At 37.0% G+C, this 24,064-nt stretch carries 21 protein-coding genes; all 21 read left to right on the forward strand.

Annotated features, from left to right (window positions below; translation table 11 throughout):
• Positions 1-50 precede the first annotated feature (50 nt).
• The 21 genes from pyrH (at position 51) to VRHSUH09_RS01180 (ending at position 23,957) form a co-directional block, all read left to right on the forward strand.
• Positions 51-776, forward strand: coding sequence for a UMP kinase (gene pyrH, locus VRHSUH09_RS01080; protein WP_009351482.1), 726 nt, complete (start codon positions 51-53; stop codon positions 774-776).
• Positions 777-781: 5 nt separating this feature from the next.
• A complete protein-coding gene (gene frr / locus VRHSUH09_RS01085) occupies positions 782-1,342 on the forward strand; it encodes a ribosome recycling factor (RefSeq protein ID WP_009351464.1) in 561 nt (186 codons plus the stop codon).
• Positions 1,342-1,593: a hypothetical protein gene (locus VRHSUH09_RS01090; RefSeq protein ID WP_009351441.1), complete on the forward strand. Its 252-nt coding sequence runs from the start codon at positions 1,342-1,344 to the stop codon at positions 1,591-1,593. Before frr ends, VRHSUH09_RS01090 begins: the two co-directional genes overlap by 1 nt.
• Positions 1,574-2,338 carry an undecaprenyl pyrophosphate synthase gene (locus tag VRHSUH09_RS01095; protein WP_009351491.1) on the forward strand — a complete coding sequence of 255 codons (765 nt, stop codon included), beginning with the start codon at positions 1,574-1,576 and terminating at the stop codon, positions 2,336-2,338. The genes VRHSUH09_RS01090 and VRHSUH09_RS01095 overlap by 20 nt, the downstream gene beginning before the upstream one ends.
• 3 nt (positions 2,339-2,341) lie before the next feature.
• Entirely contained in the window at positions 2,342-3,163 is an 822-nt protein-coding gene (locus VRHSUH09_RS01100; protein WP_105081129.1) for a phosphatidate cytidylyltransferase, read from the forward strand.
• Positions 3,164-3,184: 21 nt separating this feature from the next.
• On the forward strand, positions 3,185-4,330 hold the full coding sequence (locus tag VRHSUH09_RS01105; RefSeq protein ID WP_054747537.1) for a 1-deoxy-D-xylulose-5-phosphate reductoisomerase: 1,146 nt from the start codon (positions 3,185-3,187) through the stop codon (positions 4,328-4,330).
• A gap of 8 nt (positions 4,331-4,338) precedes the next feature.
• On the forward strand, positions 4,339-5,355 hold the full coding sequence (gene rseP, locus VRHSUH09_RS01110) for an RIP metalloprotease RseP (RefSeq protein WP_105081130.1): 1,017 nt from the start codon (positions 4,339-4,341) through the stop codon (positions 5,353-5,355).
• 18 nt (positions 5,356-5,373) lie between these two features.
• On the forward strand, positions 5,374-6,459 hold the full coding sequence (gene ispG, locus VRHSUH09_RS01115; protein ID WP_105081131.1) for a flavodoxin-dependent (E)-4-hydroxy-3-methylbut-2-enyl-diphosphate synthase: 1,086 nt from the start codon (positions 5,374-5,376) through the stop codon (positions 6,457-6,459).
• On the forward strand, positions 6,453-8,171 hold the full coding sequence (locus VRHSUH09_RS01120; protein WP_105081132.1) for a proline--tRNA ligase: 1,719 nt from the start codon (positions 6,453-6,455) through the stop codon (positions 8,169-8,171). The genes ispG and VRHSUH09_RS01120 overlap by 7 nt, the downstream gene beginning before the upstream one ends.
• A gap of 117 nt (positions 8,172-8,288) precedes the next feature.
• Entirely contained in the window at positions 8,289-9,116 is an 828-nt protein-coding gene (locus VRHSUH09_RS01125) for a PHP domain-containing protein (protein WP_105081133.1), read from the forward strand.
• Positions 9,117-9,131: 15 nt separating this feature from the next.
• On the forward strand, positions 9,132-10,007 hold the full coding sequence (locus tag VRHSUH09_RS01130) for an Asp23/Gls24 family envelope stress response protein (RefSeq protein ID WP_054747531.1): 876 nt from the start codon (positions 9,132-9,134) through the stop codon (positions 10,005-10,007).
• Positions 10,008-10,015: 8 nt separating this feature from the next.
• The gene (gene miaB / locus VRHSUH09_RS01135; protein ID WP_105081134.1) at positions 10,016-11,332 is read left to right on the forward strand and encodes a tRNA (N6-isopentenyl adenosine(37)-C2)-methylthiotransferase MiaB; all 1,317 of its coding nucleotides are present in this window, start codon (positions 10,016-10,018) and stop codon (positions 11,330-11,332) included.
• Positions 11,333-11,334: 2 nt separating this feature from the next.
• Positions 11,335-13,968, forward strand: coding sequence for a DNA mismatch repair protein MutS (mutS, locus tag VRHSUH09_RS01140; protein WP_105081135.1), 2,634 nt, complete (start codon positions 11,335-11,337; stop codon positions 13,966-13,968).
• Entirely contained in the window at positions 13,968-16,010 is a 2,043-nt protein-coding gene (gene mutL, locus VRHSUH09_RS01145; protein ID WP_105081136.1) for a DNA mismatch repair endonuclease MutL, read from the forward strand. The genes mutS and mutL overlap by 1 nt, the downstream gene beginning before the upstream one ends.
• A 1-nt stretch (position 16,011) precedes the next feature.
• Positions 16,012-16,824, forward strand: a complete 813-nt coding sequence (locus VRHSUH09_RS01150) for a class I SAM-dependent methyltransferase (protein WP_105081137.1) — start codon at positions 16,012-16,014, stop codon at positions 16,822-16,824.
• Positions 16,821-17,750 (forward strand): tRNA (adenosine(37)-N6)-dimethylallyltransferase MiaA, encoded by a 930-nt coding sequence (gene miaA, locus VRHSUH09_RS01155; protein ID WP_105081138.1) that lies wholly within the window; start codon positions 16,821-16,823, stop codon positions 17,748-17,750. The genes VRHSUH09_RS01150 and miaA overlap by 4 nt, the downstream gene beginning before the upstream one ends.
• Positions 17,747-18,985, forward strand: coding sequence for a methionine gamma-lyase family protein (locus VRHSUH09_RS01160; protein WP_105081139.1), 1,239 nt, complete (start codon positions 17,747-17,749; stop codon positions 18,983-18,985). Before miaA ends, VRHSUH09_RS01160 begins: the two co-directional genes overlap by 4 nt.
• 199 nt (positions 18,986-19,184) lie before the next feature.
• The gene (gene mnmA / locus VRHSUH09_RS01165; RefSeq protein ID WP_105081140.1) at positions 19,185-20,246 is read left to right on the forward strand and encodes a tRNA 2-thiouridine(34) synthase MnmA; all 1,062 of its coding nucleotides are present in this window, start codon (positions 19,185-19,187) and stop codon (positions 20,244-20,246) included.
• Between the two features lie 38 nt (positions 20,247-20,284).
• Positions 20,285-22,084, forward strand: coding sequence for a translation elongation factor 4 (lepA, locus tag VRHSUH09_RS01170; protein ID WP_105081141.1), 1,800 nt, complete (start codon positions 20,285-20,287; stop codon positions 22,082-22,084).
• Positions 22,085-22,088: 4 nt separating this feature from the next.
• Entirely contained in the window at positions 22,089-23,273 is a 1,185-nt protein-coding gene (gene hemW, locus VRHSUH09_RS01175) for a radical SAM family heme chaperone HemW (protein WP_105081142.1), read from the forward strand.
• 81 nt (positions 23,274-23,354) lie between these two features.
• On the forward strand, positions 23,355-23,957 hold the full coding sequence (locus tag VRHSUH09_RS01180) for a nitrite/sulfite reductase domain-containing protein (RefSeq protein WP_054747523.1): 603 nt from the start codon (positions 23,355-23,357) through the stop codon (positions 23,955-23,957).
• Positions 23,958-24,064 lie beyond the last annotated feature (107 nt).

The following is a 24,064-nucleotide window of genomic DNA, read 5'->3' on the forward strand; positions in this document are numbered from 1 at the left end:
AAGAGAACACCGTACAGTGTTCTCTTATTTTGCAATAGAGGAGTAAAAACATGGCAAAGAGAAACTTTCAACGTATTGTTTTGAAGTTGAGTGGTGAAGCATTAGCAGGTGACCAAGGATTTGGTATTAACCCTGATGTTGTTGAAGAATTCGCGCAAGAGATTGCGGCTTTAGCAAAATCCACTGATTTAGAAATCGCAATTGTTGTTGGTGGCGGTAACCTATGGAGAGGGTTGGCTGGTAGTAACCAAGGTATGGATCGTGCTACTGCTGACTATATGGGTATGCTAGCAACAGTAATGAACTCCTTAGCATTGCAAGATGCATTAGAGCAAGCTGGCGTAGATACTCGCGTACAAACAGCTATCGAAATGCAAGAAATTGCAGAACCTTATATTCGTCGTCGCGCTATTCGTCACTTAGAGAAAAAACGTATCGTAATCTTCGGTGCTGGTCTAGGTAAACCTTACTTCTCTACAGATACAACAGCTGCATTACGGGCTGCTGAAATCGAAGCTGATGCGATTTTGATGGCGAAGAAATTTGCTGATGGTGTATATGATTCCGATCCTAAGACGAATCCTAATGCCATTAAGTTTGATGAGTTAACATATAACGATATCATCACAAAAGAATTAAAAGTTATGGATGCTACATCTACAACTTTATGTAAAGATAACAATATTCCTATTATTGTATTTAGCATGGACATTCCTGGTAACATTACAAAAGCCGCTAAGGGCGAAGAGATTGGTACCATTGTTCGAGGAGAATAATTCAAATGGAAATTAAAGAATTGTTACAACAAGCAGAAGAACGCATGAATAAGTCTATTGAGGCTTTAAAACATGAATTTGCATCTATTCGTACTGGCCGTGCTAGTGTAGCATTGCTTGATAAAGTAATGGTTGATTACTATGGCAGTCCATCTCCAATTAATCAAGTTGCGAATATCTCCGTGCCTGAGCCTCGTATGATCGTAATTGCTCCTTGGGATAAAACTATGATTGGTGCAATTGAAAAAGCGATTTTACAATCCGACCTTGGTTTAAATCCTGGTAATGATGGTGCTCAAATTCGCTTAACTATTCCTCAATTAACTGAGGAACGACGTAAAGAAATCGTTAAAGTAGTTCATAAAAAAGCTGAAGATGCTAAAGTTGCAGTGCGTAACATTCGTCGTGACGTAAATGATGCATTGAAAAAAGAAGAAAAGGCTAAAACAATTACTGAAGATGATGCTAAAGACGGTTTAGATGAAATCCAAAAACTTACAGATGCTAAAGTTAAGCATATTGATGAGTTAAAAGCAGTAAAAGAAAAGGACGTATTAGAAGTATAATGTTAGATTCTAATAGCCTTATTGGAATGCCATGGCAGCTTGCAAAGTCTCGTTTGCAGGCTGCCCATATTCCTTTTAAGGTAATGATTGGGGCATCCTTTAATCGCTTTTTTGAGATTGCAGACGAAGGATTTTATGTAGCACGTATTACTAAGGTAGATGAGTGTTTACATATACTAGTATATAGACCAATGATTGCCAGCGACTTCGGACATTCTATCGAGGTAGACTATGCTAAAGAAATTATTTAACCGTAAACAATCGGATACGCCTGCTATTGATAGCAATGCTATTCCTAAACATGTTGCTATTATTATGGATGGTAATGGACGTTGGGCTAAACGTAGAGGAATGCCACGTTCCATGGGTCACCGTGCAGGGGCAGACGTATTAAAGCAGATCGTTATCGCTGCTGACGATATTGGAATTAGAGCTCTTACGGTATATGGTTTCTCCACAGAGAACTGGAAACGACCTGAACAGGAAGTTTCTTTACTTATGGCTCTCATCAAAGAATACTTAAACAATAATGTTAAGTATATGCATGAACATAATGTTCGCATTCGATTTATTGGATATATTGGCGCTCTTTCAGAGGAGTTACAACAAATCATTCGGGATGCAGAACTGTTAACTCAGAATAATACAGGTCTTACTTTACAGTTAGCTATTAACTATGGTGGACGTGATGAGATAGTAAGAACTATCCGCGATATTACAAGTTCTGTAAAAGCGGGTACTATTACAACGGACGATATTACTGAAGACTATGTAAGCTCTCAATTATTTACTAAAGAGTTTAGCGATGTAGACTTATTGATTCGTCCAAGTAGTGATTTTAGAATTAGTAACTTTTTGTTATGGCAACTAGCTTATGCTGAATTCTGGTTTACTGATTTACATTGGCCAGATTTTACAAAGGAAACTTTGTTAGAAGCTGTTGCGGCATATCAGAAACGAGAACGCCGATTTGGTGGCTTACGTGATGAGGAATAAAGAATGTTAAAAACACGTGTTATTACCGCTGTTATAGGTTTTATTATTGCCTTAGGGGCCATTACATTAGGCGGACCAGTGTATGATGTTCTTATTACGCTGTTGGCCCTATTAGGGTGGCGTGAATTTGTTTTGCTCGGTAAGGCTAAACATGTACGTATGTCCATTATATGGGGTTACATCAGTATGTTATTATTGATGATTGCTTTCGCATGTCATCAATATATTCTAGCTATAGCTATTTTAGTATTAAGTTTATTTGCTAATTATATGTTATGTACGTTTGGCGAAAATAAATACTCTATGGCTAGCGTCTCCTTTAGCGTATTTGGTTTGCTATACGTTGGTATTGGCATGATTTCTTTGCTCATGATTCGTCATGACTCTATATATATGTCTTTAACAATGCCTTTTGAACTACATAACTGGGGAACAATTACACTTTGGTTATTATTGTTTACTACGTGGGCTAGTGATACCTTTGCTTACTTTGCAGGTCGTGCATTTGGTAAACGTAAGATTGTACCATCAATTAGTCCTAATAAAACATTAGAAGGTTTTATTGGTGGTTTTGTAGGCTGTATCATTACAGGCGCAGTATTTTCGTATATTGTTGGTATTCCTTGGTGGATTGGTATCCATGTAGGGATGATCAGTGGTATATTAGCACCATTAGGTGATTTATTTGAATCAAAGATTAAGCGATTATGTAATGTAAAAGATTCTGGTACTTTATTACCAGGTCATGGTGGTGTATTAGATCGCTTTGATAGCTTACTATTTGCTGCACCTATCACATTAGTCTATATATTGCTATTCGCGTAATAATCGAATAGAGGTAAACTTATGAAATACCTAAGTATTATTGGCAGTACTGGCTCAATCGGTACACAGACACTTGATGTAGTGTCTCAACATCCAGATCAATTCAAGGTGGTTGCCTTAGTGGCACATCATAATATTGACCTCTTAGAAAAACAAATTAAAGAATATAAGCCATTAGTAGCTGGTCTAGTTGATGAAAGTGCTTTTAAAGAGCTACAAGGACGTTATACAGGTCCTACAAAACTTGTAGGCGGCAAGGAAGCCCTCATAGCAGCTGCAACCATTCAAGAAGCTACTATGGTTGTTACTGCAATTGTTGGTGCCGCAGGTATTGAGCCAACGGTGGAGGCTATCAAAAAGGGTAAAACAATTGGTCTTGCTAATAAGGAAACCCTTGTTGCTGGTGGTCCGTTGATTACATCTTTAGCTAAAGAGTATGGTGTACAAATTTTACCTATCGATAGTGAACATAGTGCTATATTCCAATGCTTAGAAGGTCAAGATCGCAAGAATGTTGATTCCTTGATCGTTACAGCTTCTGGTGGTCCTTTGCGCACCTGGGATTCTGATAAAATTAAAACTGCTACAGCTGCAGACTGCTTACGACATCCAACTTGGAATATGGGTAATAAGATTACTATTGACTCTGCCTCTTTATTTAATAAAGGCTTAGAGGTAATTGAAGCTCATTGGCTATTTGGTTTTGATTTTGATCATATTGATGTAGTAGTTCATCCACAAAGTATTGTTCATTCTATGATCCGTATGAAGGATGGTGCTATTTTAGCGCAAATGGGTAATCCAGATATGCGCGAGCCTATTCAATATGCTTTGACATATCCAAAACGTGAAGTTTTAAGTATGAATCATCTTGATTTTACGAAAGCTTTACAATTGGAATTTTTACCACCACGGTACGATGATTTTCCTGCACTTCGTTTAGCCTATGAAGTCGGTCGTGCCAGTGGTTTTAAGCCTGCTGTATTTAACGCAGCTAATGAAACTGCAGTTTATGCATTTTTAGAAGATAAAATCGCTTTTGGCGATATTTATAAAGTTGTAACTTCTGTTCTTGAATCTATGGGACCGGAAGATGACTTTACGTTAGATAATTTATTATCCATCGATAGATGGGCCCGTGAAAAGGCTACATCATTGATGTTATAGGAGAATATATGACAACGGCATTAGCCACAATATTTGTATTTGGTTTAATCGTGTTTATTCATGAATTAGGCCATTTTATTACAGCTAAGATGTCAGGTATGCAAGTTGACGAATTTGCTATAGGTTTTGGTCCTGCCATATTTAAGGTACAAAAAGGGGAGACATTATACTCTATTCGTATTATTCCTCTTGGTGGCTTCAACCGTATTGCAGGTATGAGTCCTGATGAGCCTCTCAATGAGCGCTCCTTCTATAATAAACCTGCGTGGAAGAAATTTATTGTTATTTCTGCAGGTGCTGTATTTAACTTTTTATTGGCCATTGTTATTTTCTTTGGCCTTAATGTGACTGTAGGTAACCTTACCTACACAAATGAACCTGTTATTGGCAATATCATTTCTGGTAGTGCTGCGGAACAGGCTCATTTAAAAGCTAACGATAGAATTATTACTATTGATGGCAAAAAAATTACTACTTGGGATGAAATTCGTCCTAGCTTACAAGGTACGGCTAATCATGGTGTAACTGTCGTTGTAGAACGGGATGGACAATCTGTTGAAACTACAGTAATACCTAAGCTTGAACAAGATAGTGTTAAAATTGGTATTTATCCTAGTTTTACTCGTGAAACTTATAGTATTGGTGAATCATTAAGCCTTGCTGTTAGCCGTACAGGTCAAACTATTGTTGCTATGGTCAGTGGCCTATATGATATGATTCGTGGCACTCAAGCTGCTGAACTGTCTGGACCAGTTGGGATTTCTCAAATGGCTGGCACCATTGCTCAATCTGGCTTTGCACCATTATTAAGCTTTGCTGCATTCCTTAGTATTAATTTAGGGGTTATTAATCTATTACCATTACCTGTATTAGATGGTGGTCATTTGATTATTATTTTAGCTGAAGCTATAACAGGCCGTAGACTACCTGCTAAAGCTCTCATGTATATTCAAATGGTTGGCGTTGCCTTAATGGTAGCATTGTTCTTATATGTAACGACTCAGGATATTTTCCGATTACTATAAGACAGATGGGAGATTATAATGATTGTACGTAAACCAACAAATGGTATCTATGTAGGTACAGTTAAAATTGGTGATTATGCACCAGTAAGTATTCAATCAATGATTACAACAGATCCGGTACATACGGAAAAGGCGATTGCTGAAATTAACCATTTAGCAGAGGCTGGGTGTGAACTAGTTCGTGTCGCTGTTCCAACAATGGAGTCTGCAAAGGCTTTAAAAGCCGTTAGAGCTGGTATTTCTATTCCATTGATTGCCGACATACATTTTGATTATAGATTAGCGTTAGAGGCTATTGAAAATAATGTAGATGGCTTGCGCATTAATCCTGGTAATATTGGGGGCGAAGATAAGGTATTAGCTGTTATTGAAAAGGCTAAACCTAAACAAATCCCAATTCGTATCGGTGTTAATGCAGGTTCTTTACCAAAGCATATTCTCGATGCTCATGGAGGGCATCCTACAGCTGATGGAATGGTTGAAACTGCTTTAGAACACGTAAAAATTCTAGAAAAATTAGACTACCGTCAAATGAAATTATCTATTAAGGCTACTGAAGTACCTTTAATGGTTGAAGCTTATCGTAAATTATCCGATAAAATTCCTTATCCATTGCATTTAGGTGTTACCGAAGCAGGTACTATTAAACAAGGTACTATTAAATCTGCTATGGGTATTGGTGCTTTACTTCTTGATGGCATTGGCGATACGTTACGGGTATCTTTAACAGGAGATCCAATTCATGAAATCGAAGTAGGTCGTAGTATTCTAAGTAGCTTAGGCTTACGAAACTTTGGTGCCACTATGATATCTTGTCCTACCTGTGGTCGTTGCCAAGTAAATTTATTTGATATGGCTGGCATTGTAGAAGAGCGATTAGCATCCATTAAAGCTCCAATAAAGGTTGCTGTAATGGGCTGTGTTGTAAATGGACCAGGGGAGGCTCGCGAAGCTGACTTTGGTATCGCTGGTGGCGATGGTCAAGGTATCGTATTCCGTAAAGGAGAAGTTATTAAGACTGTGCCAGAAGCCGAATTAGTAGATACATTATTTAGAGAAATTGATCAATATTTAGAAAGTTTAGATGAGGAGTCTTTATGTTAGCCACTAAATTATATGCACCTACATTGCGTGAGGTTCCATCTGACGCTGATGTAGTAAGCCAACAGCTCATGCTTCGCGCTGGTTTTATGCGTAAAACTGCAAATGGTTTATATAGCTTTTTACCATTAGGTTGGAGAAGTATTAAAAAAATTGAAGCTATTGTACGAGAAGAAATGGATCGTGCTAGTGCTCAAGAAATTATGATGCCTATTTTACAACCTGCAGAGATTTGGAAAGAGTCTGGCCGTTGGAATGCATATGGCGCAGAAATGATGCGTATTAATGATCGTCATGACAATGAGTTCTGCTTAGGACCAACTCATGAAGAAATGATTACGACCCTCGTAAAAAACGAAATTAATTCTTACCGTCAATTGCCGGTAAATTTATATCAAATTCAAAGTAAATTCCGCGATGAACGTCGCCCTCGTTATGGTTTGATGCGTAGCCGCGAATTTATCATGAAAGATGCTTACTCCTTTGATGTTGATGAAGCAGGCTTAGAAGAATCTTACAAATCTATGTATGATGCTTATACACGTATCTTTAATCGTTGTGGCCTTACATTCCGTCCCGTAGAGGCTGATAGTGGTGCTATCGGTGGTAGCGGTACTCATGAGTTTATGGCTATCGCTGAAGCCGGTGAAGCTGATATCGTATATTGCACTAAATGTGACTACGCTGCCAATATCGAAATCGGTAAACCTGGCATCATGAAACAAGAAGAAGAAGCTCTTCAAGAGTTATCCGTTGTAGATACTCCTAATGCTACCTCTATTGAAGCTGTTGCGGAAATGTTAAACTTACCACTACATAAAACTATTAAAGCTGTAGTGTTCTCTATCGATGGTAAAGTAGTATTAGCTATCGTTCGTGGCGATCATGAAGTTAATGAGGTTGCTGTACAACATGCCGTACTTGGTTCTGTAGAGCCAGAAATGGCTACACCTGAAGAATTGGAAAAAGTAGGTTTAACAGCTGGATTTATCAGCCCTGTAGGCTTACAACAAACAGAAGAATTTACTATTGTTGTAGATGAATCTGTTATGGAAACATACAATGTTTGTGGTGGGGCTAACAAAAAAGATGCTCACTACGTAAACATTAATCCTAAACGTGACTTTAATGTAGAAGATATTATTGTTGCTCCCATACGCTTGATTACGAAGGATGATGTGTGTCCTACATGTGGTGGTTCTTTAGAACATGCTAAAGGTATTGAAGTAGGTCAAGTATTTAAATTGGGTACTAAATATTCTGAAGCATTACAAGCTACATTCTTAGATCAAAATGGTCGTCCTAATCCAATGATTATGGGGTGCTATGGTATCGGTGTATCTCGTACATTAGCTGCTGCTATTGAGCAATATCATGATGAAAATGGTATCATCTGGCCACGTTCTATTGCTCCATTTGAAGCCGTTATCGTACCGATTAATGCAAAAGATGAAGCTTTGATGTCTACAAGTGAAACTATCTACAGTGCATTACAAGAGGCTGGTGTAGATGTATTGCTCGATGATCGTAAAGATCGTGCAGGCGTTAAGTTTAAGGATGCTGATTTAATTGGCTATCCACTTCGCATTACAGTAAGTAAAAATACGCTTGAAAATAATGAAGTAGAAATTCAAATCCGTAAGACTGGAGAGGCACTTTCCTGTGCTATTGATTCTGTAGCTACAAAAGTAACAGAATTACTTCAAAACTTATAATAAAATTGCGATTCTAGTGAATGCTCATTAGGGTCGCAATTTTTCTTTCTAAACTTGAATTAATAGACTAAATCAGTCATAATTAAAGGATAGGATATTTGTAATGGGAGGTACTATATGCTTGTAGATTTTCATATGCATTCCGTTTATTCCGATGGCATTGAAACACCAAAGGAATTATTGCGTCATGCCTTAGATTGCAATGTATCTATGATGGCTTTAACTGATCATGATGAAACTGATGGAATTAAAGCATTGCGTACCGCTCAGCAAGAATTAGATCCTCATGAAACGATTAAAATTATAAACGGCTGTGAATTTAGTGCTGATTATAAAGATAAATCTATCCACATTTTAGGATATTGTTTTGATGAAAATAATAAAGAGTTAAATGAATTTATTACGTTCTTTAAAAGAAAACGTGAAGAACGCGTCGATGAAATGATTAGACGCTGTAATATTGAAGGTTATCATATTACAAAAGAAGATTTAATCAAACAATTTCCTGATACTAAAGCTTATGGACGTCCACATATTGGTAAGCTTTTAATTGATGGTGGATATGCTAAGGATGTTAATGAAGTCTTTAGAGGAATTCTTCGCAAGGACAGCCCTTGCTATGTGCCTAAGGTAAAAGTTGAGGTTCAACATATTATTGACATTATTCATAAAGCTGGTGGTTTTGCTGTTATGGCACATCCAAAATTAGTATCTAGTGATGAATATGTGTTAGAAATGTTAGATTTTGATTTTGATGGTATAGAGGTATATCATTCCAAACATAATGATATAGATGTGGAGAGATATAAAGCATTAGCTAAAAAACATAAATTGTTTATTACTGGTGGTTCTGATTATCATGGAATTCCAGGAAAGGAACCAGATAATTTTGGTGATTACTTAGTAGCTGGTAATGATGTATCAGAATTTATTAGTTTGTTATAAATAATGAGGTAGACTATGGAAGTCATTGCATTTGTTGGTAGTAGTGGCACTGGTAAAAGTCATCGTGCGCTCGTACTGGCTCACGAAAATAAAATTGAATGCATCATCGATGATGGCATTTTAATCCATGATAATAAAATTGTTGCTGGTTTTTCTGCTAAAAAAGAGTCTAGTCGCTTAAAAGCTGTTCGCCGTGCTATTTTCCAAGATGAAGTACAAGTAAAATCAGTTCGTGAACAACTTGATAAAATTAATCCTAATAAACTCATGATTATTGGTACATCCGATAACATGGTTAAGAAAATAACAAAAGCATTAGGCTTACAAAATCCAGATCGATATATTCGTATTGAGGATGTTGCTACGCCTAAGGAGATTGAAAAGGCGCAGCATGCTCGTCTTAAAGAGGGCAAGCATATTATTCCGGTCCCAACTATGGAGTTAAAGCCTCATTTTAGAGGTTATCTAATTGATCCTATTAAAACAATGTGGCGTCGTCGTACCTTGAAAAAACAAGATCAAGATACATTGGGACAAATTGGTTCTGAAGGCTTTGAACGTTCTGTAGTACGTCCTGCTTTCAGTTATTATGGACGTCTTACCTTTGATGATGATGTAATCATCAAATTAATCCGTAATGGCCTTAAAAAAGTAGCTGGTGTTGATGATTCTAGTGTTATTTCCTTTAAAAAAGGTGATAAAGGTCAAAATGGTCTCATTGTAGATATGGCTGTTGTTATTGAACATGGTTATCCTGTAAAAACATTGATGCAGCAAGTACAAAAATCTGTACGTAATGAAATTGAATACATTACAGGTATGTCGATTGAGCGCATGTCTATTAAAGTTAAAAATATTATTGAAACTAAACGTAAGATTGTTAAAGTGTAGGAGTTAGAATGAAGTCTTATTATATTTACACCTATGGTTGTCAAATGAATACTGCCGATTCTGAGCGCTTATCGCATCAGCTAGAATCTGTTGGGTATACGCCAACAGAGGACGTGGAAACTGCAGATTTAATTTTATTAAATACTTGTGCAGTGCGTGAGAATGCAGAAACTAAAGTCTATGGTCGCATAGGTGAGCTAATGAGACTTAAGCGTAAAAATAAAAACTTGATTCTTGCTGTTACGGGATGTATGGCACAAAAGAATCAAGCTGAAATGTTTAAGCGCGCTCCCCATATCGATATTGTCTTAGGTACTCATAATATTCAACATATTAATGAAATGATTGAAGAAGTACAACGGGGACATACACATCAAATTAGTGTAGATATGGATAACACGGTACTTCCTGAATTAGAAGCCAAACCAAATGGTACATTCTATGCTTGGGTGCCTATTATGAATGGTTGTAACAAGTTTTGTACGTATTGTATCGTTCCGCACGTTCGTGGTAGAGAAATCAGCCGCCCTGTAGAGGCTATCGTAAAAGAGGTGACTGAACTAGGTGCAAAAGGGTTTAAAGAAATTACCTTATTAGGCCAAAATGTTAACTCTTATGGCTTAGATTTTAAAGATGGCACTGATTTTGGGACCCTCATAGATGCTTTGGATGGCATTCCTGGCATAGAGCGTATCCGTTATATGACAAGTCATCCTCAAGATATGACTAAATCTATGATTGATGCTCTTGGTCGTTCTTCCAACATTGTTACACATTTACATTTACCAATTCAATCAGGATCAGATCGTATTCTTAAAAAGATGAATCGACACTATACAGTAGAGCATTACAAAGAATTACTGTCGTACTGTCGTGAGAAAATCAAAGATGTAGTGGTTACTACAGATATTATTGTAGGCTTCCCAGGGGAAATAGAGGAAGATTTCCAAGCTACATTACAATTATTGAAAGACGTACGTTATGATATGGCGTATACTTTCATATATTCCAAACGCTCTGGTACGCCAGCAGCGACTATGGATGATCAAATTCCAGAAGAGGTTAAGCGTGTGCGATTGCAAACATTGATGGATGTACAAAACGAAATCTCTTATGAATTGAACAAACCTATGGAAGGACAAGTGTTTGATATTATTGTTGAGGGGCCAAGTCCTCGCGATGAAGATATGTGGTTTGGTCGTACTTCGGGAAATAAAATGGTGTTATTCCCAAAAGACGATTCCTTATCAATTGGTGAAACAGTACCAGCCTATATTGATAAAGCACAAACTTGGGTTTGCTACGGTACAATACAAAAGGGGTAAGTATGGCAAAAAAGCAAACACCTATGATGGAGCAGTATTTAGATATTAAATCTAGATATTCTGAAGAATTACTGTTCTTTCGGTTAGGTGACTTTTATGAATTATTTAATGATGATGCATTAATTGCATCTCGTGAACTTAATATAACCTTAACTGGTCGCCCAACAGGAGATGAGGAACGCACACCAATGTGTGGCGTTCCTTTTCATGCTGCTGAAAGCTATATAGAAACATTGGTAAAAAAAGGTTATAAGGTTGCTATTTGTGAACAATTAGAAGATCCTAAAGCAGTTAAGGGTATCGTTAAGCGTGACGTTATTAAAGTTATTACACCGGGGACGGTAATGACTGAAAATGGTAATGATGCACGGTCAAATAATTTTTTATCATTATTTTATATGGTAAAAGATGCATGGATACTCGTATTTTCAGATGTATCTACTGGGGAAGTTATTTGGCATCGTATTACTGATTGTGAAAAACGAAGTGATATGTTTGATGCACTCAGTATGTATCGTCCAAGTGAAATTATATTGCCTGAAGGAACTGTATTACCGCAAGATATAAAAGACTTTATGGATAATCAATTCAGTAATATTGTATTATCCCCATTTAGTACATATCATACACAACGAGAGGTAGCGGAAAAAGCAGTTACTCACTTTGGCGATTTAGGTCTTATGGAAGAGGATGTATGGGAAGCATTAGGCTATATGCTTTTATATTTAGAGGATATTATTAAGTCTGAAATTTCCCATATTAACTATGTACATCAATTGAGTGTAGGTAATCGCCTAATCTTAGATACATCTTCCTTACGTCATCTTGAAATTACCCATAATCTACGTGATGGCGGTCAAAAAGGTACATTACTCGATGTACTTGATCGAACATTGACACCAATGGGGGCGCGCCTATTAAAACAATGGCTTGAAAGTCCGTTGACTGATGTAAATCAAATTCAACGTAGACAAGCTGCCGTAGCAGAACTGATTACACGTGGAGCAGAGCGGTCTCATATCCGTAGCTTATTAGATTGTATTTATGACTTTGAGCGCATCGTAGGTCGTGTAGAAACTGGCTCTGTGTCACCTAGAGATTTAACGGCTCTTCGTGAATCTCTAGCAGTATTGCCAGATATTAAAGATGTATTAGGTACATGCTCAAGCTTGACCTTAACCTCTATTAATGAACGCATTCAAGATCATAAAGACATTTATGATTTATTATGTCGTGCTATTGCTGACCAACCAGCATTGACATTAAAAGAAGGCCGAGTTATTAAAGATGGTTTCAATCCAGATTTAGATGAACTACGTTCTTTAGCTACTAATAGTGAGCAATGGCTAGCTAAGATGGAAGCTGATATTAAAGAGGCTACTGGTTTATCTAAAATTAAAACTGGTTATAATAAGGTATTTGGATATTACTTTGAAGTATCCCATAGTAAATCTGAACAAGTACCTGATTACTTTATTCGAAAACAAACTTTAGCTAATGCAGAGCGTTATATTACGCCTGAGTTAAAGGAATTTGAAATCAAAATTCTTAGCGCTAAAGACAAGATAATCGCTTTAGAGCATGAATTATATCAACAATTACGAAATGATATAAAAATTGTTATTAAAGATGTACAAGAAACAGCTCGTGCTCTTGCTGAGCTTGATGTATTGTGTTCTTTGGCACTAGTAGGTTACGAAGAAAATTATATTTGCCCTACCATCGTAATGAATGGCCAAATCAATATTCGAGATGGTCGTCATCCTGTTATTGAAAAATTCTTGAAGCGTGAAGTTTTTGTACCAAATGATATAGTTCTAAATCATGATGATGAGGAATTCTTGCTCATTACAGGTCCTAATATGGCCGGCAAATCAACATATATGCGTCAAGCTGCTATTTTGATGATTATGGCTCAAATTGGTTCCTTTATTCCTGCCCGTGAAGCATCTATTTCTCCAGTAGATCGTATCTTTACACGTGTAGGTGCTAGCGATGACATTTCTACTGGTCAAAGTACGTTCATGGTAGAAATGAAAGAGGTAGCCTATATTTTAGAGAATGCTACACATAACAGTTTAATCATCTTAGATGAAATTGGTCGCGGTACGAGTACCTTTGATGGTTTAAGTATCGCCCAAGCTGTAGTTGAGCATATTTGTAAGCATATTCATGGCAAGACATTATTCGCTACTCATTACCATGAATTGATTTGTTTAGAAGATAGCTATAGTAAACTAAAAAACTACACTGTTGCTGTTAAAGAAAAAGGTAAGGATGTTGCCTTCTTGCGCCGTATTATCAAAGGTGGCGCAGATCGAAGCTATGGTATTCATGTTGCTAGATTGGCAGGCTTACCGAACTCTGTATTAAAACGGGCAGAAGTAATTTTGGAATCTTTGGAAGATCAAAGTCATGATGCTAGTGATTTAAATAATCGTGTTATGGGAGCTCAACCTAATAATGTAGTGAAGCCACTTACTAAACAAGTGAGTGATTCTTCACTAGGTAACTTATTTACTCATTCAGTAGTTGATAGTCTGCTAGAAGTAGATGTAATGAGTATGACACCGATTGAAGCATTAAATAAATTATATGAACTACAAGAGGAGGCTCGTAAAGGAGGCGGGAAATAATGGCAACTATTCATGTATTGGATGAAACCACAATCAATAAAATAGCTGCTGGCGAAGTTGTGGAACGTCCCGCATCAGTTATTAAAGAGCTCATTGAAAACTCCATTGATGCGTCCGCCACTAATATTGAGGTTGAAATCGGCGATGGCGGTGTAGCTTATATGCGGATTACCGATAATGGTATCGGTATGACGGAGGAAGATGCACGCCTGGCAATTTTGCGTCATGCCACCTCTAAAATACAACAGGTAGAGGATTTATTTGATATAGCATCCCTCGGTTTCCGTGGCGAGGCTTTGGCTAGTATTGCCTCGGTGTCTCATTTTTCTTTGACTACACGTAAAGCTGACTCTGATTTGGGCACTCGTATTACCGTAGATGGTGGTACTTTCACCGATTGTATTCCTTATGGTGCGGCACCTGGTACGACTATTGAAATAAGAGACTTGTTTTATAATACGCCAGCGCGTCGCAAATTCTTGAAAACAGAGCGTACCGAATCTTCTAAAATTCAAGATATTGTAGGCAAACTGGCTCTTAGTAACCCACATATTTCTTTTAAACTCATCGTAGATGATCGGGTAGCTATAATTACACCTGGAAATGGTAATATTGGCGATACTGTTGCCGCTTTATACGGTTATAAAACAAAGGATGATATTTTCACTGTTGCTTATGAAAGTGATTCTATTTATATTGATGGTGTAGTGAGTAAACCTACCCTTCTTAAAAGTACTAGAATTTGGCAAACTATTATCGTTAATAACCGCGTTATTTCTGATAAAACCATCATGAAGGCTATTGATAATGCATACCACGCACTATTACCGAAAAATGGTCATCCTCTAGTGGTACTAAATATTACAGTGCCTGCTGGAATGGTTGATATTAACGTACATCCTCGTAAGAGTGAAGTAAAATTCTCTGATGATAAGATTATATTTAAAGCTGTTTATCATGGTATTTTAAACGCCTTAAATAATCCTCTACATGAGCGATATGAACGAGAATCATCTTCTTATATAAATGGCACAATTAATAATGAAACCAATAGTAATGACGTAAATACTAACAGTAATTCTACAGTTACTAATTCTAGTTCTTATGGTAGTTTATCTCACCATGGCAATAGTACATATGATTTTTATAGAACACCTTCTGTTGTACAAGATGAGATGCAGTCTGCTGAGCATATAGCTACAACGGTAGATTATGATAAAGTATTTGGTAGTCGCCGTACTAAAGGATACGAAGTCATGCGCGGTGAGACTACACAGTTTGTAGAGAGTCTTAAAACTAAGGGTTTTACACCACCTCCGCCAAAGGCTACTTATGAACAGTCGTCCTTTACAGACGAAAGCTTCGATGCTGTTCCTACTGAATATACTAGTTATACGAAGGAAGACGTTGAGAAATTTAAGTCTTTAGCGCAAGATATTCGTGAAGAAAATCCAGAGGAGCGTACCATTCAAAATTCTGGATTCTTACCAATGGGCCAAGTCGCTTCTTGTTATATTTTGGCTAAAAAGGGTGATGATCTTTATATTATAGATCAACATGCTGCACATGAACGTGTTCGTTATGATAAGCTATGTAAGTCTTCTGAATCCATTCCAATGCAATCTATCCTTGTGCCTCAATATAGTGAGGCTACAGATGATGAAATGAATTTGGTAGAGGAAGAGCGTGAAACCTTACTAGATCTTGGATTTGATGTAGAGTTAGGTGGTCCTACGAAAATCAAATTAGTAGGGGCGCCTGTAGATTTAGTAGAGTCAAAGGCTTTTGAAATTCTCAAATATGTATTCTCTTACTTACATGAATATCAACAGCCTACTAAGGCTCAATTACGTCATGAAATGCTAGCGTATGCATCTTGTAGAGGGGCCATCAAGGCAGGTCATAATTTAAATATGTATCAAATGACTACCCTAATTGAGGATCTCTTTAGTACTGAAAAACCGTACGTTTGTCCACATGGTCGTCCAACGATTATAAAATTTACACCTGATGAATTAGGTAAGTTATTCTTACGGTCTTAATATGAATATACTAACGACATCTCAAAAATCTAATGAGGCCATTCAAGAGGAAGCCAAAGTATTGGCTTCCTCTATGCATATGACCTATATAAAACGAGGCAAAACATCGATACCAGCCTTATTCGGTAAGTATCAATGCGAATATATTGCGGTTCTTGCTGGTTCTGGATTGACTATTCATTTCCCAGAAAATCAACAACATACCTTTCATTTGTCTATGGCTCAATTACGTATATTGCGTTTACAACGCGGTGAAGGTGATCATCTAGTTAATGCGGTACAAGTCATATTAGATAAAAAAGGATTATCTAATAGAGATAAATTTACGTTTTTAGACTGTACAATTGGCCTTGGTAGTGACAGTATTGTAGTGAGTTATGGTTGCCCACAGGCTCAAATAACTGGCCTAGAAGGGTCTTTACCTATATGGCTTGCTACTAGTCATGGCTTAGCTCATTATATTCATAGTGAGGATAGTGTAACGAATGCATTGCGACGTATTAAAATAAATCATGATACCTTTGAACACTATTTACCAAATCTATCTGACAATAGTATTGATATTATTTATTTTGATCCTATGTTTGAAGTTCCTGTAGAGGAAAGTCCTCAATTCAAACCTCTTCGGGGACATACTGTGGAAAGTCATATAGATGATAAAATCATGGCACAGGCTATGCGTGTTGCCACGTATGGTGTTATTATTAAAGAACGACCATTTAGTTCGGTCTTTCAAAACTATCCACCCCATCAATGGGTGGGCGGAAAATATAGTCGTATAGGCTATGGTGTATATATGAAGGAGTTAATGTGAATCCCTTAATTACCATCGTTGGACCAACGGCGGTAGGCAAAACAGATCTTACCTTGGACTTAGCAGAACAGCTACATGCTGAGGTTATTTCTGGTGATGCTTACCAAGTATATAAACAACTCAATATTGGTACCGCTAAACCATCAGTGGATGAACTTAACCGGGTAAAACATCATCTAATCGATATATTAGAACCAAATGATTCATATTCAGTATCTATTTTTCAGAATCAAGCAAAAGAGATAATTGGTAGATTAAATGATAGGAATATTCTACCTATTCTGTCTGGTGGTACAGGGTTATATGTTCAATCGTTATTAGAGAGCTATAACTTTAATGACGTTAAGCCTGATGAAAGTTTACGATTAGAGCTAGATGCGCTATTTAATGCTAAAGGTATTGATGGTTTACGAGAATATGCTTTCACCTTAGGAAAAGAACATAATATAGAAATTCAATATAGTGATAAGCATCGTTTGTATCGAGCTATTGAAATATTGCATCATGGTGATGTAGATTCGTTACGTAATCAGACTAAAGATGGTATATCTTATATAGGGCCTGTTATTGGTCTTATGAGAGATCGTGATCAGTTATATGAGCGCATTAATTTACGCGTTGATATGATGTTTGATGCAGGCTTAATTGAAGAGGTTGAGCAACTTGTTAAGTCCGGTGTAAATCCTGATTGCCAAGCCTTTAAGGGGATTGGTTATAAAGAGGTCGTAGACTATATAAATGGTACTATTAACCTTGATGAATGTAGAGATTTAATCAAGAAAAATACTCGTCATTTTGCCAAGCGACAAATCACTTGGTATAAGCGTATGCCATATATTGAATGGATTCATATTGATAATAATACATCTAAAGATTTTATATTTAATAAAGCTATGGAATTAATTCGTAGAGAAGGATTAGCATGACATTAGAAGAAATACGTAGTAAAGCCCTTGAGATGGCTGAACCTGAATTTAAAAAGTTTGAACCTATTGCATTAGCCAATACAAAAAAGGTATTAGAAGCCTTTAAAGAGTGCCAAGTATCTGACTATCATTTTACAGGTACTACGGGCTATGGTTATAACGATGTGGGCCGTGAGAAGTTAGATGAAGTATTCGCCTATGTATTTAAAGGTGAAAAAGCCATCGTTCGTCCTCATTTTGTTTCTGGCACTCATGCACTAGCAACAACTTTGATTTCTTTAATGGGGAATGGTTCAAAAGGGACTGAATTTATCTATGCAGTAGGGGCTCCTTACGATACGATGCAATCTGTTATCGGTGCATCTCGTGAAGTGCGTGGATCTCTCGTAGAAAAGGGGTTTACCTATACTGAGGTACCGTTAAAGGACAATACCTATGATGTAGAAGCCATCGCTAATGCTGTTAATGATAATACGCGAGTAGTAGTGATTCAACGCTCTCGTGGTTATAGTACGCGTGAACCGTTATCTATTGCAGATATTAAGATTATTGTAGATGCTGTAAAAGCTAAAAACTCGAATACTATTTGTTTTGTAGATAATTGTTACGGTGAGTTTACAGAACTTCAAGAACCTTTAGAAGCTGGTGTAGATATTATGGCTGGTTCGCTCATTAAAAATGCTGGGGGCGGTTTAGCGCCAACAGGTGGCTATATCGTAGGTCGTGAAGACTTAGTTGAAGATGCAGCGTACCAACTCACTGCTCCAGGACTTGGTGATCATATGGGCTCTTATGCGCCTGGTTACCGTTTATTCTTCCAAGGCTTGTTTATGGCTCCTCATGTAGTATTACAAGCTCTTAAAGGGGCTGTATATACGGCTGCAGTAGGTGAATTGTTAGGGTATGATGTATTTCCTAAGGTAAACGCTGAACGCTATGATTTAATCCAAGCTATCAATTTAAAAAATGGAGAAGAAATGGAGCACTTCTGTGTAGGTATGCAAGCATATTCTCCAGTAGATGCCCACGTACATCCAATTCCTGGCGATATGCCTGGCTACGAAGATAAAATCATCATGGCTGGTGGTACTTTTGTACAAGGTTCATCTATTGAATTAAGTGCAGATGGTCCTGTTCGTCCTCCGTATACAATTTTCATGCAAGGTGGCTTAGTATTTGAGCATTCTATGCTCGGTATTCTAGGAGCCGCTGAAGAGCTTTTAAAACATAGATAATAATTAGAATCTCTTTCTTTTGATGAAGGGGATTCTTTTTATTTCAAATCTTTTCAATGTACCTAATTCTAGGCTATAATATAAGTTGCTATAATTTCATAGCAATACTACTCGGACTTTTACACCGAACTAGTGTTTTACACGTCAGGCTTTCACCCTGATTAGTTTTATGATCAAGAGATCATTAAAAGGAGAAAGTATGGAAAAAGTTATCGCTGTAGCTATGAGTGGCGGCGTAGATAGTTCTTTAACTGCTGCAATGCTACTAAAACAAGGCTATAAAGTATTTGGTATTACCCTATGGCTGTGGGTGAGTGGTACACCTTATGATTCAGTGCCTCTCGCTGTAACAGATGCTAAGAAAATGTGTGATTTTCTTGGTATTGAGCATCATGTTATTGATGCTCGTGATGTATTCTACGATAATGTAGTAGATTACTTTGTAAAAGAATATGCCTATGGTCGTACACCAAATCCTTGTGTATTCTGTAATAAAAATATCAAATTTGATTTGATGCTCAACCGTGCTCTGGAACTTGGGGCCACTCATATGGTTACAGGTCATTATGCACAAGTTAATTTCAATGAAGAAACTGGTTTATATGAATTGCATAAAGGCGTTGATCCTACTAAAGACCAAAGTTATGTTATGTACAATATGAATCAACGTATTTTAAGTCATCTTATCTTCCCACTTGGTGGGCAATGTAAGACTGAAACACGTAAACTAGCTGCTGAATATGATTTACCAGTAGCTAAGAAACCAGATAGTGTTGATATTTGTTTCTTGCCTCATGGGAACTATCAAAAGCTTGTAGTAGAAGAAATGAAAGATAAACCAAAGTCTGGTAATATCGTTACTGAAGATGGTGAGATATTAGGTAAGCATAATGGTTTATTTAACTATACTATAGGCCAACGTAAGGGCCTAGGGATTGCATATAAGCATCCATTATATGTAATTGGCTTTAATGGTGAACGCAACGAGGTTATCGTAGGTCCTAATGAACGACTCTTTACAAATCGTATGATTTGTAAGTTTTATAACTTCTTAGATGATACAATTCATAAAGAATTAAAGGCGGAAGGTAAGATTCGCTATGCTGCAAATCCTTCTCCTTGTACTGCTCGTATCTTGGATGATGATACGATGGAGGTTATCTTTGAAGAACCACAACGGGCTATAACCCCAGGTCAGTCCGTAGCCTTTTATAATGGCACTCAATTATTAGGAGGTGCTGTTATCGATCGCGTATGTTAGAAAGGAGAATACAAGTTCTTTGAACTTGTTTACATAGTATGTCAACGAAAAAGATTCGAAACTTCTGTATTATAGCTCATATCGACCATGGTAAATCTACCATTGCCGATAGATTAATTGAATATACTGGCACATTACAAAAGCGCGAAATGGAGGCTCAAGTTTTGGACTCCATGGATTTGGAACGAGAACGCGGTATTACTATTAAGGCGCAATCTGTTCGCATTTTGTATAAAGCACAAGATGGTGAAGAGTATATTTTGAATCTCATCGATACTCCGGGCCATGTGGATTTCAGCTATGAAGTATCTCGTTCTCTTGCAGCTTGTGAAGGTGCATTGCTCGTAGTCGATGCAGCACAAGGTGTAGAAGCACAAACGTTGGCAAATGTGTATCTCGCTTTAGAACATGATCTTGAAATCATTCCTGTTATTAACAAAATTGATTTGCCTTCTGCAGATCCTGATCGTGTTAAACAAGAAATCGAAGATATTATCGGTTTAGATGCATCTGATGCTGTATTATGTTCTGCTAAATCTGGTATCGGTATCCCTGATATTTTAGAAGCCATTGTAAATAAGGTTCCTGCGCCACCAGATAAATCCGATCAACCTACGAGAGCTTTGATTTTTGATAGCCGCTTTGATTCCTATAAAGGTGCTATTGCGTATGTACGGGTAAAAGAAGGTACTATTAAGGCAAAAGATACCATTCGCATGATGCATGATAATAAGGATTTTGATGTTACTGAGCTCGGTATCTTTACACCAAATCTTGTACCGGTACAAGAATTACCATGTGGTTCTGTAGGTTGTATTGCGGCAAGTATCAAGAACGTAGCAGATTGTCACGTAGGTGATACGGTAACATTGGCAAATAATCCTGCACCAGAACCATTGCCAGGTTATCGTAAGGCTGTATCTATGGTATATTGTGGTCTCTATCCGACAGAGTCTAAAGATTACGAAAATCTTCGTGATGCATTAGAAAAATTACAGCTTAATGATGCTGCCTTAGAATATGAAGCTGAAACATCCTTGGCGTTAGGTTTTGGTTTCCGTTGTGGCTTCCTTGGACTTTTACATATGGACGTTATTCAAGAACGGTTAGAGCGAGAATATAATTTAACGCTCATTACGACGGCCCCATCTGTAAACTACAAGGTATATAAAACAAATGGAGAAATGCTTGAAGTAGATAATCCTGCTAAATTGCCACCTCCTACAGAAATCGACTACATTGAAGAGCCTTATGTAAAAGCAACTACAATCGTACCAAAAGATTTCGTAGGTACTATCATGGAATTATCTCAAGATAAACGCGGTGAATACCAATCCATGGAATACTTAGATGAAACTCGAGTATCCGTTGTGTACCACTTGCCATTGAGTGAAATTATTTATGATTACTTCGATAAATTGAAATCCGCTACAAAAGGTTATGCTTCTCTTGACTATGAATTGATTGGCTATAAACAATCTCCAATGGTTAAGATGGATATTCTGTTAAATGGTGATCCAGTAGATGCATTGTCTATTATCGTACATAAGGACCGTGCTGCTACACGTGGTCGTGCGTTAGCTGAAAAGTTAAAAGAGTTGATTCCTCGTCAAATGTTTGAAATTCCAATTCAAGCAGCGGTGGGCACGAAAATTGTGGCTCGTGAAACCGTAAAGGCTTGGCGTAAAGACGTTTTAGCAAAATGTTATGGTGGCGATATTTCTCGTAAACGTAAACTCTTAGAAAAACAAAAAGCTGGTAAGAAACGTATGAAGTCTGTGGGCTCTGTAGAGATTCCACAAGAAGCATTCATGGCTATTCTCAAGGTTGAGGACTAATATAATGAAAACAGATTCTAATACTTTGAGTCTGTCTACACTTGGGGATATGGGCTTGTATGTCCATATCCCTTTTTGTAAACAGAAATGTATGTACTGTGATTTTCCTGCCTATCAAAATTTACAAGATTATTATGAAACCTATGTCTATGCCTTAGTACAAGAAATGGATTTGTGGGTGTCTGAACACCCAGAGTCTAAATCTAAACCTATTGATACTATTTATTTTGGTGGTGGTACACCTACTGAATTATCAATTCAACAGTTACAGATGATTGTAGATAAAATCAAAAGTACTTTTACTATTACTGACGATTGTCATATGACTATAGAGTCTAATCCTGGTGAAGTAGATCTACAGTATCTAACTAAGTTAGTTAAACTAGGTTTTAATCGCATTAGTTTTGGTGTTCAAACCTTTGATGATAAGGCGCTTACCATGCTGCATCGCAGTCATAATGGGGAAAAGGCTAAACAAGCTGTTTATGATGCTAAAGAGGCAGGCTTTACCGATATCAATATTGATTTGATTTATGGATTGCCACGACAATCCTTAGAAGATATTCAACATAATTTACATATCGTGAAAGATTTACCAATTAATCATATTTCTACGTATGGCTTACAAGTAGAGGTAGGAACATATTTATATCATTTAGTTCAAAAGAATCTTATTTCTATTACTAGTGAAAGCATTGATGAATTGATGTATGACACAATGATGGAAGGATTAAAAGAGTTAGGTTTTGAACGATATGAAATTTCTAATTTTGCTAAAGATAGTTCTTATAGTCGTCATAATTTAAAATATTGGCACTATATAGACTATCTAGGCTTTGGTGCTGGTGCTCATTCCTTCTATGAGGGTATTCGCCGTAGCAACAACCGAAATGTGATGCCTTATATACAAGCTGTTGATCGATATACTATACCTACTATCGATACAGAGACTATTACTGTAGAGCGAGCGCAAGAGGACTTTTGCTTCTTAGCGCTTCGCACCAAGTGGGGCCTTGATGAGCAAAAATTTGAGGATAGATTTGGCGTATCTGTTCATAATTTATTTGGTAATATATTAGAAGATTTAGTTACTAAAGGGTTATTAGAGTATCAAAATGGTAGTTATCATTTAAGTTCTGAAGGGGCTAAGCATGGTAACTATGTATTTAGTCAATTTATTCGAGAGTAATTTCTCACAGTTTCTCAAAATCTAATATGTTAGTATAAATAGGATGATGATGAATAAGCATGCTAGATTTGAGGAGGAACGATGAAGACATCTGTCATAATACACGGTTTACATAATGAATTTACTTTGGATCAAATGAAGGCATGCATAGAATTAGCTGAAAAATATGGTGGATCTTTCCGTCATGTAGTAACTGGTTTACAAATTACAGGTATTGAAAAAGACGATAAGGAAAAACTTATCTCTGAGTTACCAGAAGGCGTAACTACAGTTGTTCATAGAGGTGTAAATTCTTTAATTGCCTGCGTAGGTAAAGGCTATTGTAAAAATGGCCAAATGGAAACTAAAGAATTGGCTGATTATGTAGAGCGAAAACATTACGGACGAAAAACATCACACAAATGCAAAATTGGCATCAGCGGATGTGGTCGTAATTGCCCAGATGCAATGGTAAAAGATATTGCCTTTATTGGCACCTCTCAAGGTTATATGCTTGCAGTTGGTGGTAATACAGGTATTAAACCTGAAGCAGGGACTATTTTAGCTAGAAATCTAACGGTAGAACAAGCTAAAAAAGCTGTCGATATTTTAGTTGATTGGTACGCTGAATACGGTGAACCTCGTGAGCGTATGGGTAAATTATTAGCTAGATTAGGCAATCCACTGGAAGGTATAGAGCTATAATTATTTAGTTGTATTAGTGATAAAACATTATAATCGAATAGTCCCGAAGTTTTCCGTAAAGATAACAATTTAATCCAATAAATTGAAACACTTATACTATTTTATAG

This window comes from Veillonella rogosae JCM 15642 (assembly GCF_002959775.1).
GTDB lineage: Bacteria > Bacillota > Negativicutes > Veillonellales > Veillonellaceae > Veillonella > Veillonella rogosae.

What these genes read in the sequence shown, in the direction of transcription:
- pyrH (WP_009351482.1), top strand. Translation starts at nt 51, where the DNA reads ATGGCAAAGAGAAACTTTCAACGTATTGTTTTGAAGTTGAGTGGTGAA.
- frr (WP_009351464.1), top strand. Translation starts at nt 782, where the DNA reads ATGGAAATTAAAGAATTGTTACAACAAGCAGAAGAACGCATGAATAAG.
- VRHSUH09_RS01090 (WP_009351441.1), top strand. Translation starts at nt 1,342, where the DNA reads ATGTTAGATTCTAATAGCCTTATTGGAATGCCATGGCAGCTTGCAAAG.
- VRHSUH09_RS01095 (WP_009351491.1), top strand. Translation starts at nt 1,574, where the DNA reads ATGCTAAAGAAATTATTTAACCGTAAACAATCGGATACGCCTGCTATT.
- VRHSUH09_RS01100 (WP_105081129.1), top strand. Translation starts at nt 2,342, where the DNA reads ATGTTAAAAACACGTGTTATTACCGCTGTTATAGGTTTTATTATTGCC.
- VRHSUH09_RS01105 (WP_054747537.1), top strand. Translation starts at nt 3,185, where the DNA reads ATGAAATACCTAAGTATTATTGGCAGTACTGGCTCAATCGGTACACAG.
- rseP (WP_105081130.1), top strand. Translation starts at nt 4,339, where the DNA reads ATGACAACGGCATTAGCCACAATATTTGTATTTGGTTTAATCGTGTTT.
- ispG (WP_105081131.1), top strand. Translation starts at nt 5,374, where the DNA reads ATGATTGTACGTAAACCAACAAATGGTATCTATGTAGGTACAGTTAAA.
- VRHSUH09_RS01120 (WP_105081132.1), top strand. Translation starts at nt 6,453, where the DNA reads ATGTTAGCCACTAAATTATATGCACCTACATTGCGTGAGGTTCCATCT.
- VRHSUH09_RS01125 (WP_105081133.1), top strand. Translation starts at nt 8,289, where the DNA reads ATGCTTGTAGATTTTCATATGCATTCCGTTTATTCCGATGGCATTGAA.
- VRHSUH09_RS01130 (WP_054747531.1), top strand. Translation starts at nt 9,132, where the DNA reads ATGGAAGTCATTGCATTTGTTGGTAGTAGTGGCACTGGTAAAAGTCAT.
- miaB (WP_105081134.1), top strand. Translation starts at nt 10,016, where the DNA reads ATGAAGTCTTATTATATTTACACCTATGGTTGTCAAATGAATACTGCC.
- mutS (WP_105081135.1), top strand. Translation starts at nt 11,335, where the DNA reads ATGGCAAAAAAGCAAACACCTATGATGGAGCAGTATTTAGATATTAAA.
- mutL (WP_105081136.1), top strand. Translation starts at nt 13,968, where the DNA reads ATGGCAACTATTCATGTATTGGATGAAACCACAATCAATAAAATAGCT.
- VRHSUH09_RS01150 (WP_105081137.1), top strand. Translation starts at nt 16,012, where the DNA reads ATGAATATACTAACGACATCTCAAAAATCTAATGAGGCCATTCAAGAG.
- VRHSUH09_RS01160 (WP_105081139.1), top strand. Translation starts at nt 17,747, where the DNA reads ATGACATTAGAAGAAATACGTAGTAAAGCCCTTGAGATGGCTGAACCT.
- mnmA (WP_105081140.1), top strand. Translation starts at nt 19,185, where the DNA reads ATGGAAAAAGTTATCGCTGTAGCTATGAGTGGCGGCGTAGATAGTTCT.
- lepA (WP_105081141.1), top strand. Translation starts at nt 20,285, where the DNA reads ATGTCAACGAAAAAGATTCGAAACTTCTGTATTATAGCTCATATCGAC.
- hemW (WP_105081142.1), top strand. Translation starts at nt 22,089, where the DNA reads ATGAAAACAGATTCTAATACTTTGAGTCTGTCTACACTTGGGGATATG.
- VRHSUH09_RS01180 (WP_054747523.1), top strand. Translation starts at nt 23,355, where the DNA reads ATGAAGACATCTGTCATAATACACGGTTTACATAATGAATTTACTTTG.